The sequence below is a fragment of the Cryptosporangium aurantiacum genome (assembly GCF_900143005.1).
Taxonomy (GTDB): Bacteria; Actinomycetota; Actinomycetes; order Mycobacteriales; family Cryptosporangiaceae; genus Cryptosporangium; species Cryptosporangium aurantiacum.
In genome coordinates this window covers 1-16,689 of sequence record NZ_FRCS01000032.1, presented here as the reverse complement: position 1 = coordinate 16,689, position 16,689 = coordinate 1, and the positions used below count along the sequence as shown (strand labels likewise).

Below are 16,689 nucleotides of genomic sequence, written 5' to 3'. Positions count from 1 at the left end.
ACTGATTTATTTCCCGGCCGTAACCCGGTCAACCATGCTCGTGTGTACGCCGGGCAGGCACGTCACCGCCGTGCTCGCCCCACCAGCGGGCCAGTTGCCCGGCGCGGCTGACCGCCCGGAGCCGACGCTCGGTGGCCCGCCGGTCGGCCGTCGTCGTCACGACGAGGAATTGGTCGCCGACCCGGAACCGGGTGTGCTGATCGGGCACCGTGCTGCGGCCGTCGCGCACGAGCAGCGTCACCACCGCGCCGTCGGGCAGCCGCAGGTCGGTCACCCAGACGCCCGCGAGACGGGACCGCGGCGGGATCGTGACCGCGAGCAGCTCGGCGCGCAGTTCGTCGAGCGGTGCGGCCTCGACGACGATGTCCCTGGCCTCGTCCGGAGCGGCCACCCGCAGCCGTCTGGCCACCCAGGGCAGCGTCGGCGCCTGCACCACGGTGAACATCAGGACCAGCAGGAAGACGACGTCGAACAGCCGGGCGCGACCCCAGATCGGCGCCACCGCCGGGATCGTCGCGAGCACGATCGGCACCGCGCCGCGCAACCCGGCCCAGGACAGGAACGTCTGTTCCCGCCACGGCAATCGGAACGCCGATGCCGAGATCAGCACCGAGAGCGGACGTCCGACCAGCAGCAGTGCGACGCCCACCACGAGCGCGGGCACCAGGGCGTCGTCCAGACGTGTCGGGCTGGCGAGCAACCCGAGCATCACGAACAACCCGATCTGGGCCACCCAGGCAAGACCCTCGGCGAAGCCGAGGGTGGCGTTACGGTGCGGCAGCGACGCGTTGCCCAGCACCAGCCCGCCGACGTAGACCGCGAGGAACCCGCTCGCGTGCAGCATCCCGGCGCCCCCGAACGCGAACAGCGGGATCGCGATCGCGCTGACCGGGTACAGCCCGGACGCCGGCAGCGCGATCCGGTTCAGCAGCCACTGTCCGACAAAACCCACGAGCAGCCCGATCAGCGCACCCGCGACGAGCTCGTAGACGACCAGCCCGCCGATCTCCCACCCGGACGCGGTCTCCCAGGCGTCCGACGCGACGACGGTCACCAGGATCACGGTCGGCGGGTCGTTGAAGCCGGACTCGGCCTCCAGCGTCGCGCTGAGCCTGCGTCGCAGCGGCAAGCGCCGGAGGACGGAGAACACCGCGGCCGCGTCGGTCGACGACACCACCGCGCCGATCAGGATGCCCAGCCGCCAGTCGAAGCCGAGTGCCAGGTGCGCGCAGACCGCGACCGCGGCGACGCTGACCAGCACGCCCACCGTCGACAGCACGGTGGACAGCCCGATCACCGGACGGATGTCCTGCCAGCGGGTGGTCAGGCCGCCCTCGGCGAGGATCACCGCGAGCGCGGCGAACCCCACGAGCTGGGTCAGCTCCTCGTCGTCGAACCGGATGCCGAGTCCGGACTCCCCCAGCGCGAGCCCGACCAGCAGGAAGGCGAGCAGACCGGGCATGCCCACCCGGGACGCGACTCGGACCGCGACGACCGCGGCGAGCAGCACCGCAGCGCCGCCGAGGAGGTAGAGATCGAGCGCATCCATCGCAAGAAGGCTCTACCATCCTGACCTTCGGAGAACTCCTGACCACGCCGGGACGAGTTTCCCGGCGCGTCACTCCGGCCCCACACGCCTCACCTGGGACGATATGCCCAGTGGTTTCGTGGGGCTTCGCGGTGTGTCGAGGTGGCGCGCCGTCGTTACGGAGTTTTGTCTTCTCTGTTCCCGTTCTCGAAACTAGCCTGGCCCCATGGAATCGCGGGGGAAAGACAAGAGGGCCCAGCTGTTCGCGATCGCCCTCTGTGGACTGTTGGCCGGCGTCGTCATCGCGGCAGCAGCTTTCCCGGCCGTCGCGGTCACCGGCCTGACCGCCAAATCCGCGTCCGACGAGTTCGAGAACCTTCCCAGCGACCTGGCGACCCCGCCGCTCCCGCAGACGTCCTACCTGCTGGCCGCCGACGGTTCACCGATCACGTCGTTCTACGCCGAGAACCGTGTTCCGGTGCCGATCAGCGAGGTCCCGCAGATGATGCAGGACGCGATGGTCGCCGCCGAGGACGCGCGGTTCTACCAGCACAACGGCGTCGACATGCAGGGCATCATCCGGGCGTTCGTCCGCAACCAGCAGGCCGGAGACATCCAGCAGGGCGCATCGACGCTGACCCAGCAGTACGTCCGTAACGTGCTGTCGTACGCCGCGGACACGCCCGCTGAGCGTCGGCTCGCGACCGAGGACACGGTGGGCCGGAAGGTCCGCGAGGCGCGATACGCGGTGGCGCTGGAGAAGCAGCTGACCAAGCAGCAGATCCTGGAGCGCTACCTCAACATCTCGTTCTACGGAAACGGTGGCTACGGCCTCGGGTCGGCTGCCCAGCGGTACTTCTCGAAGGCGCCCAAGGACCTGACGCTCGCCGAGGCCGCGATGCTGGCCGGGATGGTCCGCAGCCCGTCGACGTACGACCCGATCAGCGGCGACGCCGACGCGGCCCGCGCCCGCCGGAACTACGTCCTGTCCCGGATGGCCGACCTCGGCTACATCACGCGGGTCGAGGCCAACGAGGCCGCCGCGACCAAGCTGGAACTCCACCCGCGCAAGCCGCAGGGCTCCTGCGTCAACGGCGACCCGTCGTACGGCTTCTACTGCGACTGGTTCCTCGACTGGTGGAAGTCGAACCCGGCGTTCGGCCGCAACCGCACCGAGCGCGAGCAGAACCTGAAGACCGGCGGCTACAAGATCGTCACCGCGCTCGACCCGGCCACCCAGCGCGCCGCGCAGAAGGCCGTCGACGAGGAGGTCCGGCGGACGAGCAACTTCGCCACCGGCGTCGTCGTCGTCCAGCCCGGCACCGGGCGGGTCACCGCGATGGCGATCAACCGCACGTACAGCCTGAAGAAGAACCCGGCGGGCGGGTCCGCGCCGAACACGGTGAACCCGCTGCTCACCGGCACCAACGTCTCCCCCGGCTACCAGGCCGGTTCGACGTTCAAGCTGTTCACGCTCGCCGCCGCGATCGAGAAAGGGCTGCCGCTCGGCACGAAGATCTACTCGGCCGGCCGGATCAAGACCCAGTTCCGCAACGCCAGCGGCCCGGTCGCGTGCGACGGCGACTACTGGTGCCCGAAGAACGCCAGCGGACGAATGTCCGGCACCCACACGATGTGGTCGGGCTTCGGGGAGTCCGTCAACACGTTCTTCGTCCAGCTCGAGGAACGGATCGGCGTCAAGGCCGCGGTCAACATGGCCGAACGGCTCGGCGTGACGTTCCGCTCCAGCAAGGACTACGACCAGCGGAACGCCGTGCAGACCAACCCCAAGGCCTGGGGCTCGTTCACGCTCGGCACCGCGCTGGTCACCCCGCTGGACATGGCGACTGCCTACGCGACGATCGCCGCGCGCGGTAAACGCTGCGATCCGACCCCGCTGCTCTCGCTCGCCGATCGGAACGGCAGGCAGATCGCGTTCGGGAACCCGACCTGTAAACAGGTGCTCGCCCCCGACATCGCGGACGCGGTGGCGGACGCCGCCCGCTGCCCGGTCGGCGACGACGCGGCGAGCGGATGCTCCCGCCGGAACGGGGTGACCGCGGGCCGGGTGGGCGGCGCGTTCGTCCGGCCGATCGCCGGCAAGACCGGTACGACCGACGACAATAAGGCCGCGTGGTTCGTCGGCTTCACGCCGAACCTGGCCGCGGCGGTGTTCTACTCCGATCCGGACAACCCGAACGTCCGCCCGGTGCCCAACTACCGGGTGCCCGCGACCGTGTTCATCAAGACGATGCAGACCGCGTTGAGCACGGTGGCCCCGAAGGGCTTCGTCGCCCCGACCAGCTTCCGGAAGTGGGGCGCGGACGGCTCGCCGCCGACGTTGAAGAGCGATCCGAGCGTGGGTGGCGGACCGGCCGACCCGGACCAGGAACGGCGGGAACGCGACCGGCGCTCGCCGACTCCACGCCCAGGTGAGGACGACGAGGATCCCGACGAGGAGGACGGCGGGAGAACCACCACCCCGCCGACACCCGGCGACTGACCGTTCGTGAAGGGCTACCGGGGTTATCGCCCCGGTAGCCCTTCACACGAGTTCGGTGCGCAGCTCGTGGGCGCCGTCGGCGCGGGTGCCCTCGTAGTAGACGCGGTAGCCGCCCTCGGGCAGCGTCAGCACCGAGACGTACCGGAGCCCGCCGGGAGCGAACGGCGATCGCTTCGGCGGGCGGGGGTCGGCCACGAACGGGCTGAACAGGCCGTCGTCCCCGAGCCGGCCGTGGGCGAGGCCGGTGACCTCTTCCCAGTTCTCCTCGGCGGTGGCCCGCCCGTCGTAGAGCGCGAGCGCGCTGTCCCCGTCGACGACGACCGACGAGAACCGGACGCCACGGGCGTCCCACTCGCCCGGACGGCCGGCCAGCGCGGTGCCGTGCCAGGTCCACTCGACGCCGTCCGGGCTGGTCGCGTACTCCGTGGTCATCCGGTCGGCATGCTCGTCGGACTCCAGCGGGTGGACCGACGCCCAGAGGTGCCAGCGCCCGGCCGCGTGCACGATCACCGGGTCCTTGACGCCGACCGTCTCGTCGCCGGGCAGCACTGTGCGGGGCGCGGCGAGCGGGAGCTTCTCCGGCGTGTCGGCCTCCAGCAGCACCACTCGCCAGTGTTTGGTCTCCGGCGTGGCGACGCTGACATAGAGCCGCCAGCGTCCGTCCGGAGCCCGCAGCAGCGCCGGGCGCTCCAGGGAGTCGGAGTCGAACTCCTCCCGGCGGACCTCGGCGACCGGCTCGAACGTGACGCCGTCCGCCGACTTCGCGATCACGTTCACGTAGCCGCGACCGGCGCCGATCGGCAGCCGGAGCCGGTAGGCCAGGTAGTAGACGCCGTCGGCGAGGACGGCGCTGGGCGCGCCGGCCCAGGATCCCGTCGTGACCTCCGGTGGTTCGACGACGACCGTCGCCCCTTCCCACGCTGGAACGGGCTCGCTCACGCTATCTCCTTCGGTGTGCCGGGGGCGGATTCTCGACGTCCAGCCAGTCCTGGAACGACTCGCCGGTCACCTTCTCCAGTAAGACGATGTCCTCGTGGAAGTACGGCAAGATCGTGGCGCGTTCGTGCAACGTCAGCCGGGGACGCGGGCCGGTCTGCCGGTGGAGTGCGGTGAGCAGCGGTCCCCGTGCGGCCAGCCGCAGCGGAACCGGGAAGTGTTGACCGAGCCGGCCTCCGGTGCGCAGCAGCGTCCGGAGGACGGCGTTGACCGGGGTGTCCGGCACGTACGGTGTGACGTTCTCGGACGGCACCGCGTCGAGGATGCCGGTGCGGACGCCGAGGAACGCGCAGACCCGGTCCAGCGCTTCGACCGGTTCGTCCCGCAGGTCGCGGTACCGCATCAGCAGCACTTGCTCCTCGTCGAACAGCGTGTAGAGGTGCTGCAGCTGCTCGCCGTAGCGTCCCTGGCCGAGGTAGTGCCAGAAGTGCGCCCAGCCGGCCGCCTTCCGCTCCGGTTCCAGTTCGCAGGCGGTGACGAAGTCCCGCTCGGATTCCAGCCCCGCCGCCCACAGGTGGTACCAGTTCGAGTGCGCGCGATCGACCGGGTTCCGCAGCACCACGATCAGCTTCGCGTCCGGGACGGTCCGCTTGATCCGGGCCTGGGCGTCCAGGTCGTAGAGGTAGAACGGCGTCGCCTCGCCGGTCAGCGTCCCGGGCGGGGCGGGCGCGAACAGCGCCTCGTAGTCCGCGCGCTTCCAGACGTGCTCCTGGTAGGTCTGGGCGTCGCCGGGGCCGCCCTGCGCGGGCGGCGGCCCCTCGGACAGGAAGTACTTCGGCTCCTTCACCTTCGACAGGTACAGCTCGGGGTGGTGGACCAGCGCGGCGTGCAGCGCGGTGGTGCCCGCCTTGGGCACGCCGATAACGAGGAAGTCGGGCAGCGTCACTGTGGTGCCACCCCCACCGGCTCGGACGGCGCCTGCTCGAGGGACTCCTCGCCGACGCGCGAGCCTTCGCGGCGCCACCGCAGATAGGCATAGGTCGCTAGCGCGACCACGACCGCCACGATCGCGGCGTAGATCCCGAGTCGGGCGGCGTCCGCCACGTCGGTCTGCTTCAACAACGTCCGGACGTTGGTCAGCACGAGCAACCCACCGGCCGCGGTGCCGAGCAGCGGCAGCGGCAGGTGCTTCACCAGCCAGGCCGCGAACGGCGCCGCGATCACACCGCCGACCAGCAGGCCGCCGACCACCGCCCAGTCGATCGCCTCGTTGCCGAGCCCGAGCAGGAAGCCGAAGCTGGCGAACAGCGCGACCAGGAACTCGCTGGTGTCGACCGAGCCGATGACCTTCCGCGGCTCGGTCCGCTTCGCCGAGAGCAGCGTCGAGGTGGCGACCGGTCCCCACCCGCCGCCGCCGGTGGCGTCGATGAAACCCGCGGTCAGGCCGAGCGGCACCAGCGCACGCTTGCGCAGCGGCGGACGCGCGGACAGCTGACCGTCGATCGCCCTGGTGGCGAACCGCAGCACGATGTAGACGCCGAGCACCAGCAGGATCGCTGACGTCCACGGCTCGGCCACTTCGGTGGAGAGCCGGGACAGCAGCGAGGCCCCGACGAACGCGCCGACCGCGCCCGGCACGCCGAGGCGCACGACGAGCTTCCAGTCGACGTTCTGGAACCGCCAGTGCGCCGCGCCGGACGCGAGCGTCGTTCCGATCTCGGCGAGGTGTACCGACGCCGACGCGACCGCCGCCGTGACGCCGCTGGTGAGCAGCAGCGTGGTCGCGGTGACGCCGAACGCCATGCCGAGCGAACCGTCGACCAGTTGGGCGCCCAGACCCACCAGGACGAAGACGAGAAAACGGGTCAACGGTTCTCTCCCTGATCGAGGGGACCCTGTTCGAGGGGGCGCCGCTGTTCGGGGGGGCCCTCTTCGAGGGGGCGCTCTTCCAAGGGGCGCTCTTCGAGGCGGCGCACCAGTACGGCGGCGATCGCGTCGCCCGTCCGCTCGGCGAGCAGCAGCGCGGCACCGGTCGTCCGGTCGTGGCCGTACGCGTCGACGGCGAGCGGCTCGGCGACGGCGATCGTCGCCCGGCCGATGTCGTTGGTCTCCAGGCGGTCGGCCGGGCGTCGCCGGCCGGTGTCGATGTCGACGGTGTCGGTGACCTCGCGGACCAGGCCGCGGACGAGCTTGCCGGTGTGCCGCACGAGCACGCGGTCACCGGCGACGACCGGTCGTTCCCCGACCACCGCCAGGTCGGCGACGAACTCCCGCAGGACCTCGGCCGGTGCGTCCGCCGCGACGATCAGCTCACCGCGGCCCACGTGCAGGTCGTCGGCCAGGGTCACCGCGACCGCGGCACCCTCACCGGCGGCGTCGAGCGAACCGTCGGCGTCCTCGACCGCGACGATCCGGGTGCGGCGGCCGGCCGGCTGCACCAGCACCTCGTCACCGGGGCGGGCGATCCCGGACGCCACCGTGCCGGTGTAACGGCGGGGGCCGTCTCCGCGGGCGACCCACTGCACCGGCAGCCGCAGCGGCGCGTTCGCGCGGACCGGCACCTCCACCGAGGCCAGCAGCTCGAGCAGCGTCGGGCCGGTGTACCAGGGCGTGTGCTCGGACCTCGTCGTGACGTTGTCGCCGGCCTTCGCGCTCACCGGCACCGCGGTGACCTCCGCGATGCCGACCTCCTTCGCGTACGCCTCGGCGTCGGCCACGACCTGCGCGAACGCGTCCTCGTCGTAGTCGACCAGGTCGATCTTGTTGACCGCCAGGATCAGGTGCGGCACCCGGAGCAGCGCGGCGACCGCGGCGTGCCGCCGGGTCTGCTCGACCAGCCCGTTGCGGACGTCGACGAGCAACAGTGCCACGTCCGCCGACGACATGCCGGTCACGGTGTTGCGGGTGTACTCGACGTGGCCGGGACAGTCGACCAGGACGACGTCCCTGGCCTCGGTGGAGAGGTAGCGGTGGGCGACGTCGATCGTGATGCCCTGCTCCCGCTCGCTGCGCAGCCCGTCGACCAGCAGCGACAGGTCGAGCTCTGCGCCGCGGGCCCGGCTGGCCGAGGAGACCGCCTGCAGCGTGTCGGCCAGCACCGCCTTGCCGTCGTAGAGCAGCCGGCCGACCAGCGTGCTCTTGCCGTCGTCGACCGAACCCGCGGTGGCGACCCGGATCAAGCCGGTCGCGCCCGCCGCCCGCTTCGGGGACTCGAGAAGTGTCATCAGAAGTAGCCCTCCCGCTTCCGGTCCTCCATCGCGGCGTCGCTGGTCCGGTCGTCGGCGCGGGTCGCGCCGCGCTCGGACTGCTCGGCCAGCGTCACCTCGGTCAGCACAGCCTCCGCGTCGGTGGCGTCGCTCTCGACCGCGCCGGTGCTGATCGCGTCGCCGACCGTGCGGTAGCGGACTTTCTTGCGGACCGCGGCTGCGCGATCGGCGTCCGAGGACCACTCGGTGATCGCGAGCAACATGCCGTCGCGCTCGACGACGTCCCGTTCGTGGGCGTAGTAGAGCGGCGGGAGCTCGATGTTCTCCCGCGCGATGTAGCGCCAGACGTCGAGCTCGGTCCAGTTCGAGAGCGGGAAGATCCGGACGTTCTCCCCCGGCTGGTGGGCGCCGTTGTAGAGACGCCAGAGCTCGGGGCGCTGCCGGTGCGGATCCCAGCCGCCGAACGCGTCCCGGAGCGAGAACACCCGCTCCTTGGCTCGCGCCTTCTCCTCGTCCCGGCGGGCGCCACCGATCAGCGCGTCGAACTTGTGCGCCTCGATCGCGTCGAGCAGCGTCCGGCTCTGCAGTGCGTTGCGGGACTGGCCCTGGGCAACGTCGGAAACCCGGCCGGCGGCGATCGTCTCCTCGACGTGGGCCACGACCAGGTCGGTGCCGGTCTCGGCGGTCCGCCGGTCACGGAAGTCGATGACCTCGGCGAAGTTGTGGCCGGTGTCGACGTGGAGCAACGGGAACGGCAGCGGCGCGCCACCGAACGCGCGGGTGGCCACGTGCAGCAGCACCGCGGAGTCCTTGCCACCGCTGAACAGCAACGCGGGCCGGTCGAACTGCCCGGCGGCCTCGCGCAGCACGTGGATGGCCTCGGCCTCCAGGAGGTCGAGGGCGCCGGGAGCGGAGTGACCGGGGATCAGCCCGGCGACCCGGCTCACGCCAGGCCCCGCTCGGCGAGCAACCCGACCAGCCGGGACGCGCTGGCCGCGACCGACTCCTCGTGCGTGCGCAGCACCAGGTCGGGGGCGGTGGGGATCTCGTACGGTGCGTCCACGCCGGTCAGCCCGGAGACCGCGCCGGTGCGCTGCCCGGCGTACAGGCCCTTCACGTCCCGGTGGGCGCAGACCTCGACCGGGGCGGCGGCGTACACCTCTAGGAACGCGAGTCCTTCAGCCTTCGACCCGGCCTTGAGCGCGTCGCGGTCCGCCGCGTACGGGGAGACCAGCGGCGCGAACGCGAGGACGCCGTTGCGGGCGAGCAGCCGGGCGATCCAGCCCACCCGAGCGACCTGCTTGCCCCGGTCCTCCCGGGAAAATCCCAGGTCAGCCGAGAGGAATGCGCGGATCTCGTCCCCGTCGAGCACCTCGACCGCGCGGCCGTCCGCACGCAGCAGCTCGGCCGCGGCGAGCGCGACCGTGGTCTTGCCCGCGCTGGGCAGACCGGTCAGCCAGATCGTCGCGCCGCCGGGCGCGCTCGAGGGGAGAGCGGCGGGGGCATGGTCGGTGCCAGGAGTGGACGCTGGGGGCATCGTCTGAATCCCTCGGTCGGCGGGTCTGGGCCGGGGCTCGGCGGTGCGGGGCCGGGGGCAGCGTGTCCGGGCCGGGCGAACGGATGGCCGGCGCGGTCGAGGAGGCACGCGGACGCGACGGTGCGCTGCGGTCGCTCCCTGCGGTGAGCGGTCAGTCGACCAGACAGAGTGCGGTCGCGACGCGCACGAGGTCGATGTGGCGCCGCTGCGTCAGCGGGACCCGCTGACCTGGGCGTCGACTCGTGCGGTGCGTCATGGAGTCATTGTTACCCGGCACAGGCCCAAGGTCACATCGATCCCACCGTTTGGATAGGAAATCACAGACCGTAAGCACAACGCAGCCCCGCACCTCGGGGGGTGCGGGGCTGGGGTGTGGAGGGTCAGTTGGCCGAGATCTTGACGATCACTTCGTCGGCGGTGATCTCCTCGACCGAGATGTTGAAGCCCTCGGACTGGGCATCCTGGCCGACCGGAACGGTCACCTGCTGCCCGGCGACCTCCAGCGTCGCCTGGCTGTCCTGGACCGAGATGAGCTTCGCGTCGATGCCGAGCACCGAGACGCTGGCGTCCACCCCACGGTCGAAGGTGATCGTGCACGAGTTGAGGTTGCAGTCCGTCTGCGAGTTGTCTCCGCCGCACCCGGCGAGCACGGCGAGCCCGAGAGCGGCTGCCGCGATCAGGGCACCGATGCGAGCCCCGGCCCGGTGGCGGAACGAACGACCGGTGGATGCGGCGCGATGGGCGTCGATGCTGGTCACGAACTAAGTGTAGGGGCGTCGCGCCACCCGGTGGCCGGGCGCAGGCTGCAACCAACGCGGCCCGAGGCGCCCGGCAACCCCATCCGGACGCCACGGGCCGCGCCCCCCGGCCGGGGCAACATCGGCCGGGGGGCCACCGGCCCGGACGCCACCACTCTCCAGGTGACGTCCGGGCCGGTGGGTTCGGGATCTCGACGCGGAAGACGGGGGGCAACCGCGGAGACCCCGAGTCAGGGGGTTATCGGAGCACGGGGTGATTGCTCCGGATGACGCCGTGCGGGTCGCGCCGCCGCTTGACGTCCCGCAACCGGGCGAGCACATCCGGCGGGAACGCCGCGACCGGGCTCTCCTCCGAGCCGAGGAACGTGAAGAAGATCCGTCCGCTGGCGTGCGGGGCGAACGCGTCCGCCATCAGCGCCTGGTGCGCCTCGATCTGCTCGGCCATGCCGGGCCCCATCGGCATGCCGATCCCGGTCAGGCTGAACTTCTCCTCGAGGTGCCCCACCGCACCACCGCCGATGGTCGGCCGCGCGAGCGCGCCGCCGAGGTGCCGTAGCTGCACCGTGTTCAGCGGCGAACCGCTGTGCGGCCCCGCCACGCCGAGCAGCGTGTCAGCCGCGTCGTCGTCGAGCTCGGGCAGCAGCGCCGCGTACTCCATCGCCGGCACCGGGTCGACCGGCTCGGCGGCCACCGACCCGAGGTCGGCGACCTGCAGCGCGCCGACCGTGTCGAGCAGCGTCCCCGGCACCGCGAGCAGCCGCGAGAGGAGCTCCCGGCCGTTCGCCAGCCCACCGAGGTAGGTCGCGTCCACCGCCACCATCGCGCGGCCCCGCAGGAACTCCGGCAGCTCCGGGATCGGCGGGAAGCGCAGCAGCGTGTACCAGAGGCTCAGCTCCTCCGGCGCGATCGCCACGGTCTCCCGGTACGCCTCGAGCACCTCGGCGGCGCGCTCGGCCGGCCAGAGCAGCCGGCCACCGTAGAGCAGCGGCGCCGGGAAGAGGTCGAACTCCAGCTCGGTGACGAGCGCGAAGTCACCACCGCCACCGCGGAGCGCCCAGAACAGCTCCGGGTCGCGGGTGGCGTCCACCCGGTACCGGTCGCCGTTCGCGTCCACGACCTCCGCGGACCGCACCGCGTTGGCCGTGAAGCCGTACTTGCGGCCGAACCACGACAGCCCACCGCCGAGCGTGAACCCGACGACGCTGGGGCCGGTGGAGCTGCCCGCGAGACCGGTGAGCCCGTGCGCACCCGCCCGGCCGAGGACGTCCGCCCAACCGGCGCCCGCGGCCACCCGGGCCGTCCGCGCCACCGGGTCGACGTCGACGCCGCGCAGCGCGCCGGTGCGGAGCAGGATCGTGTCGCGGAGGGCAGTGGTCGCGCCGTGGCCGACCGGCTGCGCGGCGACCGACAGCCCGTACTGGTTCGCGTACCGCACGGTGGCGGCGACGTCCTCCGCGTCCTCGGCGACGACGACCGCCCGGACTTCCTGCTTCACCTGAAGGTTCCACGGACGCCGGGCCACCTCCCACCCGGTGTCACCCGGCGAGAGCACCTGTCCGCGCACCAGGCGGGTCAGGTCCGCGCCGACGCTGCCGGCCGCTTCCCTGGTCGCCGTCGCGCCGATGGTCATCATCGCTCTTCCCCCACTGGAGATTTCCGCTGCCGTATCTCGACAACGGAAACAGTGGCGGAAGGCGCTTGGCGGCGACTTGATCCTCACTTGGAGCGCTGCTTGGCCGCTTAAACCGTTGACTTGGGTGGGGTATTGGTCCGAGTTCGCGGCAATGGACCGAGTCGTTCCCTAGCCGGATCCAAGTCGCGTCCAAGCGTGCCTGGGAATGCTCTCCAGTGTGACCGCCTCCTTGCCCTCCGACGATGTGGCAGCCGCGGACATGGTCCTCTTCCGGACCTCGCCACCGACGGCGCCGGGGCCTGCCCTCGACCTGCTGCGGCGGTGCGCTCCCGAGATGCTGGGCGACGTCACGGACGCCCGCCTGTATCTACTGGTCGACGTCGCCGCCGAAGACCCGCACCAGGCGCTGGCCGCTGCGCTGGTCGTCCCCGGCAGTACCCCGGAACGAGCCCGGATGGTCGCGCTCGCGGTCGAACCGTCCCGGCGCCGGCGCGGCCTGGCCACCAGGCTGCTCAGCGACGTACGACGGTCGCTGCAGGCCGGGGGCGAAATCCTGGAGTTCTGCACCAACGCCGACGACGCGCTGACGAAGATGTTGCGGAGACTCGGCTTCGCGGAGGATCCCGACGTGGTGAACGACGGTTACTCTCACCGTTCGGTGGGGCGCCCGGTGCTGTGGAGGTCCCGGGAGACCTGACGGAGGGGCTATGCCGGCCGAGAACCAACCCCCGGCGAACGCCGCACCCCCCGGCACCCTCGACTTCCGGTTACTCGGTCCGCTGCTCGTGATCGACGGGCAGGGACGCCAGGTCGACATCGGGCCGCGCAAGGAACGCGCGATCCTCGCGATGCTGCTGATCACGCCGGGTCAGGTACTTCCGCTCGACCGGCTCATCGACCAGCTCTGGGCCGACGAACCACCGTCCAGCGCAACCGGCACGCTGCAGGCGTACATCTCCCAGCTGCGTCGAGCGCTGGAGCCCGACCGCGCGCCCCGCACCCCGCCCCGCACGCTGCTCACCCGCGAACCCGGCTACCTGCTCGACATCGACCAGGCCCAGGTGGACCTCGTTCGCTTCGCACAGGACGTCGACGCAGGTCGGCGGGCGCTCGCCGCCGGCGACCCGCTCACCGCCGACGCGCACTTCCGGGCCTCGACGACGCACTGGCGTGGTTCGGCGCTGCAGGACTTCTCCGACCTGCCGTTCGCCCAGCCGACGATCACCCGCATGCACGACCTGCACCTGGTCGCGCACGAGCTGCAGATCGAGGCTTGGCTCGGCCTCGGACGCCACACCGAAGCCGTGCTCAAGCTGGAACAGATCGTCGAGCGCCACCGGTTCCGCGAGCGGTTCTGGGCGCTGCTCGCCCTCGGCCTGTACCGCAGCGGACGGCAGGCCGACGCGCTCGGCGCGCTCCAGCGGGTCCGCACGATCCTCGCCGACGAGCTGGGGCTCGATCCCGGGCCCGAGCTGCGCGACATGGAGGCCGCGGTCCTGCGTCAGGACACGTCGCTGGACCTGCCGGACACCCCGCCGGGCACGGCCGTCGTCACCGAGCAGTCACCGTTCCTGTACCTGGCACCTGCCGCGCCGCCCACCGACCCGTCGCCGGCCGCGACGTCGTACCCCGCGCCGCCGTCCCCACTGGCAGGCCCGCCCCGCCCAGCCGTCACCCCGCCAACCGTCACCCCGGCGACCGTCACCCCGACCACCGTCACCCCGACCACCAGCGGGCCGACCACCAGCGGGCCGACCACCAGCGGGCCGACCACCAGCGGGCCGACCGCCGGTGCGCCGACTGGCGGGAGCGGGCCGGGGGCGGCCGGGCTTCCGATGGCACCGGCGCAGCCGCACCCGAGCCGCACGCCGGTCACCGAGCCACCGCACTACCAGGCCCCGGCCCTGCCCGGGGCGGGCGCGCTGCCGCTGATCGCCCGCGACTTCCAACTCGGCTGGATCACCACCCGGCTGCAGGAGCTACCCCGCGGCCGGGGCGGCGTCGTGCTGCTCACCGGAGAGGCCGGGATCGGCAAGACCCGGCTCGCCCAAGCCGCCACCGACACCGCCACCGGGCTGGGTATCCCGATCGCCTGGGGTCGCTGCGTGGAGAGCAGCGCGTCCCCCGCGTTCTGGCCGTGGCTCCAGGTCCTCGAGGCCTGCGCCACCCGGCCCGGCTCCGCGGCCGAGGACGCGTTGCGTCTGCTCACCGGCCGCGCGGACAGCGCCGCCGACCCCGACCCGGACGCCGCACGCTTCGCGCTGCACGCCGGCGTCGCGAGCGCGCTGCTGGCCGGCGACTCGCCGCTGCTGATCGTCATCGAGGACCTGCACTGGGCCGACGCGTCCTCGCTGGAGCTGCTCGCGTTCGTCGCCGGGGAACTGCACCGGTATCCGACGCTGATCCTCGTGACGCTCCGGCAGGAGCCCGGCGAGCACGCCGCGGCCCTGCACCACACGCTCGGGGACGTCGCCAGACAGCCCGGCGTCGAGCGGGTCAACGTCCACCCGTTCACCGCCGAGGACGTCGCCGAGTTCCTGAACGCGCACCAGGTCGAGCCGGCACCCCGGCTGGTCCGCGTGCTGCACGACCGCACCGGCGGCAACCCGTTCTATCTCGGTGAATTGCTCCGCCTCTTGAACAGCGAGCAACCCGCCGCACTGGCCGGCAGCGGCTCCACCGAGGCCGCAGCGTCCGCAGTTCCGGCAGGCGTCCGGGAGGTCATCGACCGGCGGGTCGCCCGGCTGCCGCAGGACACCCAGGCGCTGCTGCGCGCGGCCGCGGTCGGCGGCCGTGACATCGAGGTGGACGTCCTGGAGAGCGTCATGGAGCTCGACACCGAGCGCGTCCTGATGCTGCTGGAGCCCGCCGTCGCGAGCGGACTGGTCGAGGAGCTACCGGACGGCTGGGACTACCGGTTCTCGCACGCGCTGGTCCGGGACGCGCTCTACGTCGGGTTGAGCCGGCTGCAGCGGGCCCGCCTGCACCGACGCGTCGGCGAGGCGCTGGAGGCACAACCCACCGCGTCCGACCGCTCGGCCGAACTCGCCCACCACTTCGGGCTCGCGGCACGCGTCGGCAGCAGCGAGAAGGCCGTGGAGTACGCGGTCAAGGCCGCCAGGCAGGCCGCGGGCCAGCGGGCGCATCCGGAAGCCGTGGAATTCTGGGAGCTCGCGCTCGCCGCGCTCGACGTGGCGACGCCGATGCGCCGCCGAGACCTGCTGATCGAGCTGGGCCGCGCCCGCCGCGCCTGCAGCGACACCGAGGGCGCCCGGGAGGCGCTGGACGAGGCCGTGCAACTCGCGCTCGCCGACGGTGACGAGGCCGCGGTGATCGAGGCCGTCACCGTGTTCGGCGGCGTCACCGCGTGGAACTGGCGCCCGTACGGCGTCGTCGATGACCGGATGGTGCAGATTCTGCGCGACCGGGTCGACGCGGAGGGCCTCACCGACGCACAGCGGGCAGCGATGCTCGGGACGCTCGGCGTCGAGCTGTACTACGGGCAGGCGCGGGCCGAGGGCGAGGCGTACGCGGCCCGCGCGGTCGAGCTGGCCCGCCCGCTGGGCGACGCCGCGCTGCTCGCCCAGACGCTGAACAACTACCACATCGCCGCGTGGGTGCCGGAGCGCGAAACCGAACGCCGTCGAGCCACCGACGAGGCGATCGCGCTGCCCGGCGTGCCCCGGCCGCACGAGCTGGTGGCCCGCATCCACCGGATGGGGATGCTGATGCGGGCCGGTGACCTCCCGGGTTTCGACGCCGACCTGTCCCGCGCCCGGGAACTCGTCGGCGAGGTCAACCGGCCTGAGTTGGACGGGATCGTCCGGTTCGCCGAGGCGTCCCGCACGATGCTGTCCGGACGCTACGAGGAAGGCGAGCGGCTCTCGGCAGAAGCGCTCGACTTCCATCACCGCACCAGCCTCTGGGGCGGCGAACTGCCGCACCTCGTGCAACTGTTCACCAGCCGACGGGCCCAGGGACGGCCGGGCGACGCGTTCGAACAACTCCTGGAGTACGCCGCGAAACCGGCGTTCGAGATGCTGCGGCCGGCGACGATCCTCGCCGCCGTGGAGTCCGGCGACGAGGGGTACGCGCGGCGGCTCGTCGGCCGCTGGGGTGTCACGATCCGGAACAACTGGGCGACCGACTTCGTCCTGGTTCAATGGGCGCTGGTCGGCGCGCAGCTGGGCACCCCCGACCCGGAGGCGGTGCTGGCCGACCTGATGCCGTACGCGGACTGGTTGGCAACGCTCGGCACCACCGGCGCCTGCTGGGGATCGACCCACCACCACATCGCGGTGGTACTGGCCGCCCTCGGCCGGGTCGACGAGGCACGCAGCCACGCGGGAAAGGCCCTGTCCGCGCACCGCACGCTCGGCTTCCCCGTGTTGACCCAGCGGACCGAGATCCTGCTGAACCAGCTGACCACGTGAAGCGGCCGGGGAGCCCGTTGGGGCTTCCCGGCCGTTTGTTTGTGTTGGGGGGTTCGGCTCAGTAGCCGTAGTCCCAGCAGTAGTCACGCTTCTTGTGGTGGCGACGACGGCGGCGCGGCTTGTAGCAGTCGTTGTAGTCGTAGTCGTTGCAGTGG

General features: G+C 72.0%; 13 protein-coding genes. 3 read left to right on the top strand and 10 right to left on the bottom strand.

The features are described from left to right. Positions 1 to 28: 28 nt before the first annotated feature. Positions 29 to 1,549, bottom strand: a complete 1,521-nt coding sequence (locus BUB75_RS42780) for a potassium/proton antiporter (RefSeq protein WP_073266416.1) — start codon at positions 1,547 to 1,549, stop codon at positions 29 to 31. 205 nt (positions 1,550 to 1,754) lie between these two features. Between BUB75_RS42780 and BUB75_RS42775 the strand changes: the two genes are divergently transcribed. Further along, positions 1,755 to 4,031 carry a transglycosylase domain-containing protein gene (locus tag BUB75_RS42775; protein ID WP_073266414.1) on the top strand — a complete coding sequence of 759 codons (2,277 nt, stop codon included), beginning with the start codon at positions 1,755 to 1,757 and terminating at the stop codon, positions 4,029 to 4,031. Positions 4,032 to 4,073: 42 nt separating this feature from the next. Here the strand turns inward: BUB75_RS42775 and BUB75_RS42770 are convergent, their stop codons facing one another. The 9 genes from BUB75_RS42770 to BUB75_RS42735 all read right to left on the bottom strand — a co-directional run bounded on the left by BUB75_RS42770 (position 4,074) and on the right by BUB75_RS42735 (position 12,098). Further along, entirely contained in the window at positions 4,074 to 4,970 is an 897-nt protein-coding gene (locus tag BUB75_RS42770) for a glycoside hydrolase family protein (protein WP_073266412.1), read from the bottom strand. Between the two features lies 1 nt (position 4,971). After that, the gene (locus BUB75_RS42765; RefSeq protein WP_073266410.1) at positions 4,972 to 5,913 is read right to left on the bottom strand and encodes a sulfotransferase family protein; all 942 of its coding nucleotides are present in this window, start codon (positions 5,911 to 5,913) and stop codon (positions 4,972 to 4,974) included. Next, entirely contained in the window at positions 5,910 to 6,836 is a 927-nt protein-coding gene (locus tag BUB75_RS42760; protein ID WP_073266408.1) for a sulfite exporter TauE/SafE family protein, read from the bottom strand. Before BUB75_RS42760 ends, BUB75_RS42765 begins: the two co-directional genes overlap by 4 nt. After that, positions 6,833 to 8,191: a sulfate adenylyltransferase subunit 1 gene (locus tag BUB75_RS42755; RefSeq protein WP_073266405.1), complete on the bottom strand. Its 1,359-nt coding sequence runs from the start codon at positions 8,189 to 8,191 to the stop codon at positions 6,833 to 6,835. The genes BUB75_RS42760 and BUB75_RS42755 overlap by 4 nt, the downstream gene beginning before the upstream one ends. Next, on the bottom strand, positions 8,191 to 9,120 hold the full coding sequence (gene cysD, locus BUB75_RS42750; protein WP_084742498.1) for a sulfate adenylyltransferase subunit CysD: 930 nt from the start codon (positions 9,118 to 9,120) through the stop codon (positions 8,191 to 8,193). Before cysD ends, BUB75_RS42755 begins: the two co-directional genes overlap by 1 nt. Continuing rightward, complete coding sequence (gene cysC, locus BUB75_RS42745) at positions 9,117 to 9,710, bottom strand: adenylyl-sulfate kinase (RefSeq protein ID WP_084742496.1); 594 nt, start codon at positions 9,708 to 9,710, stop codon at positions 9,117 to 9,119. Before cysC ends, cysD begins: the two co-directional genes overlap by 4 nt. A gap of 151 nt (positions 9,711 to 9,861) precedes the next feature. Further along, entirely contained in the window at positions 9,862 to 9,966 is a 105-nt protein-coding gene (locus BUB75_RS48715; protein WP_342761178.1) for a putative leader peptide, read from the bottom strand. A 124-nt stretch (positions 9,967 to 10,090) separates the two neighbouring features. After that, entirely contained in the window at positions 10,091 to 10,468 is a 378-nt protein-coding gene (locus BUB75_RS42740; RefSeq protein ID WP_218618118.1) for a hypothetical protein, read from the bottom strand. Between the two features lie 238 nt (positions 10,469 to 10,706). Further along, positions 10,707 to 12,098, bottom strand: a complete 1,392-nt coding sequence (locus BUB75_RS42735) for an FAD-binding oxidoreductase (RefSeq protein ID WP_073266472.1) — start codon at positions 12,096 to 12,098, stop codon at positions 10,707 to 10,709. 220 nt (positions 12,099 to 12,318) lie between these two features. Here BUB75_RS42735 and BUB75_RS42730 point away from each other — a divergent pair, with 220 nt between their 5' ends. Next, positions 12,319 to 12,798 (top strand): GNAT family N-acetyltransferase, encoded by a 480-nt coding sequence (locus tag BUB75_RS42730; protein WP_178380128.1) that lies wholly within the window; start codon positions 12,319 to 12,321, stop codon positions 12,796 to 12,798. A gap of 10 nt (positions 12,799 to 12,808) precedes the next feature. Next, positions 12,809 to 16,534, top strand: a complete 3,726-nt coding sequence (locus BUB75_RS42725) for an ATP-binding protein (RefSeq protein WP_073266401.1) — start codon at positions 12,809 to 12,811, stop codon at positions 16,532 to 16,534. The last annotated feature ends 155 nt before the right edge of the window (positions 16,535 to 16,689 follow it).